Here is a 2746-nt window from a genome sequence, read left to right as displayed (position 1 = left end):
GGATTACAATTGAAGGGGTTGAGAAACTCCACGGTGTGGAGCACACAGTGATTCCAGATCGTATCGAGGCTGGCACATTTATGGTTGCTGGAGCAATGGCTGCTGGTAAAGACGGCATCAAACTCAACCGAGTCAATCGCGAGCACTTAGAACCTGTCACAGAGAAACTGGTCGAAGCAGGTCATAATGTTCAATTTAATGAATCTGGAACATCTGTGACTGTTTCACCAGGCGAGCATCCTACAGGGGCTAAAATTGTCACAGCTCCACATCCCGGTTTTCCTACAGACATGCAGGCTCAGTTCTCTTCACTCTTTGCCATAACAAAAGGAATTTCAGTTATTGAAGATACAATCTTCCCTCAGCGCTTCATGCATTGCGCTGAAATGGGCCGTATGGGGGCGGATGTTAAGGTGGATGGTGGGATAGCGGTAATCGAGGGGGTTGAGGCTCTCTCGGCAGCGCCCGTGATGGCATCTGATTTGCGCGCATCCGCAGCACTTGTGCTTTCAGCTCTCACAGCTAAAGGTTCCACCGAGATTCATCGTGTCTACCATATCGATCGTGGGTATGAGCATATAGATGAAAAGCTTCTCACGTTGGGCGCTCATGTTGAGCGAGTCCAAGAGTAAGTTTCAAGTTTGATAGATCATTGATATTCAGAATCCTATTAATCACCCTCCAGAATTCTCTCTTTTTTCAGGAAAGAGTTCTCCATTTAAAATTACAGTACAGGCCTCGAAATGCCTTGACGAATCTCTATCAGTGAAGGAGATTTCCTCTCTTGTTACGCGCAGTAGCGTGTTGACAAATCTTACGGGTGACCTGTGCACACGTCACTCTCCTCAGCTCACCACTAGCTAACTATGGCATCTAAAAAAGTAGCGAAAAAAATCGCAACAAAAACAGCAGCAGCCAAGTCTACTGTAAAGAAGGCAGCGGCCAAGAAAACTGCAGCAAAAAAGACAGCAGCAAAAAAGACTGCAGCAAAAAAAACTGCAGCAAAAAAAACAGCAGCAAAAAAAACAGCAGCAAAAAAAACAGCAACTAAGGAAACTGCTAAAGCATCTGCTGAGCCTAAGTCAAAATTACAAGCTCTCCTTGACGCGGAAGCTGAAGCAAAAGCAAAGCGCGCAAAGAAAACTCCCAAGAACCGTATCGATACACCTGAGATTCAGGAGAAGGTACGCGATCTTATTAAGTTAGCTAAAGAGCAAGAATATCTCACTTACGATGATATCAACGAGATTCTTCCGAATGACCTCGTTGAGCAAGCTGACGTAGAAGCAATTCTCGAGCGACTCCGCTCTATGGAGTTCGATATTATTGACGCATCAGAAGTTGACCGCTACCGTGACAAGAAGCGTGAAGGCGCCAGCGACGACGAGCCAAAAACTGAGCAGAAGTTAGATATCTTGGACGATCCAGTCCGTATGTATCTCAAGCAAATGGGTCAAGTCCCCCTTCTCACGCGTGAGCAGGAGGTGGAAATTTCGAAACGCATTGAAGATGCGGAACTCACAGTTCAGAAGTACCTTCACCGTTTCGGCTTTGTTTCCGAGTCGTACTTGGAACTTGCAGATAAACTCATCAAAGGTAAGGAACGTTTTGATCGAGTGATTCTCGACAAGAAAATTGAATCACGTGAGCGCTATATGAAGACGCTTCCTAAGCTCTGTGATCAGCTCCGTCAGTGTCATGAGGAGACCGACGATATTTTCCGTAAGCTCAATGCTAAGAATCCACGTGGTGTGGCCAAGCTCGAAGATGAACTTGAAAAACAACTCACAATGGTCGCTAAGATTTACCAACGTTTCTACTACAAGCAGAAGGTTGTGGAAGATTTCTGTGAGGTTGTAGAAGAGTATCAGAAGAAGTTCTGGAAGTACCAACGGAAGCTTGACGCTCATCCTGACGAGAAAGAATTTGAAACTAAGATTCGTGAAGCACAACAGCTCTCATGGTTCTCATCTGAAGGCTTCGCTCAAAATAATAAGGATCTTCGTCACTGGATGAAGATGGCTTACAGAGCTAAGACTGAAATGGTCGAAGCTAACCTGCGACTCGTTATATCAATAGCTAAGAAGTACACTAACCGTGGACTCTCCTTCCTCGACCTTATCCAAGAAGGTAACATGGGCCTCATGAAAGCTGTTGAGAAATTTGAATATCGTCGTGGCTACAAATTCTCTACTTACGCAACATGGTGGATCCGTCAGGCAATCACCCGCTCGATCGCTGATCAGGCACGTACTATCCGTATCCCGGTCCACATGATCGAAACAATCAACAAGCTCATGCGTGTGCAGAAGCAGTTGGTTCAGGAATACGGTCGCGAACCGACTCCAGACGAGATCGCAGAGGAGATTCACCTTCCTGTAGAACGTGTCCGTGCCGTTCTCAAGATGGCCCAGCAGCCCATTTCACTCCAGGCTCCAGTGGGCGACTCTGATGACACCTCCTTCGGAGACTTCATCGAAGATAAGGCTGCAGAAAATCCAATGGAAGAAGCTGGCTTCGCAATGCTTAAAGAGAAAATTATCGATGTCCTCGACACTCTCACTGAGCGTGAGCGTGAAGTCTTGGAACAGCGATTCGGGCTTAAGGATGGTTACAGCCGCACACTTGAAGAAGTAGGACGAATCTTCAAGATAACACGTGAGCGCATCCGGCAGATCGAGGCAAAGACCATCAGAAAGTTGCAACATCCTACACGGGCTCAGAAGCTCGAAGGTTTCCTGGATGA

Annotated in this window: 1 protein-coding gene and 1 pseudogene; both read left to right on the top strand. The window is 46.5% G+C overall.

Annotation, left to right across the window (positions count from 1 at the left end; genetic code table 11):
* Window positions 1-632: pseudogene (locus ABGY95_RS04305) on the top strand (UDP-N-acetylglucosamine 1-carboxyvinyltransferase); the annotation flags it as partial.
* Between the two features lie 234 nt (window positions 633-866).
* Window positions 867-2746, top strand: a 1880-nt coding sequence (gene rpoD / locus ABGY95_RS04300) for an RNA polymerase sigma factor RpoD (RefSeq protein WP_347440467.1), incomplete at its 3' end; no start/stop codon positions are given.

The sequence above is a fragment of the Rubritalea sp. genome (assembly GCF_039830215.1).
Classification (GTDB): domain Bacteria; phylum Verrucomicrobiota; class Verrucomicrobiia; order Verrucomicrobiales; family Akkermansiaceae; genus Rubritalea.
Note: the sequence above shows the minus strand (reverse complement) of the source record. Positions and strands in the feature narration are given on the sequence as shown.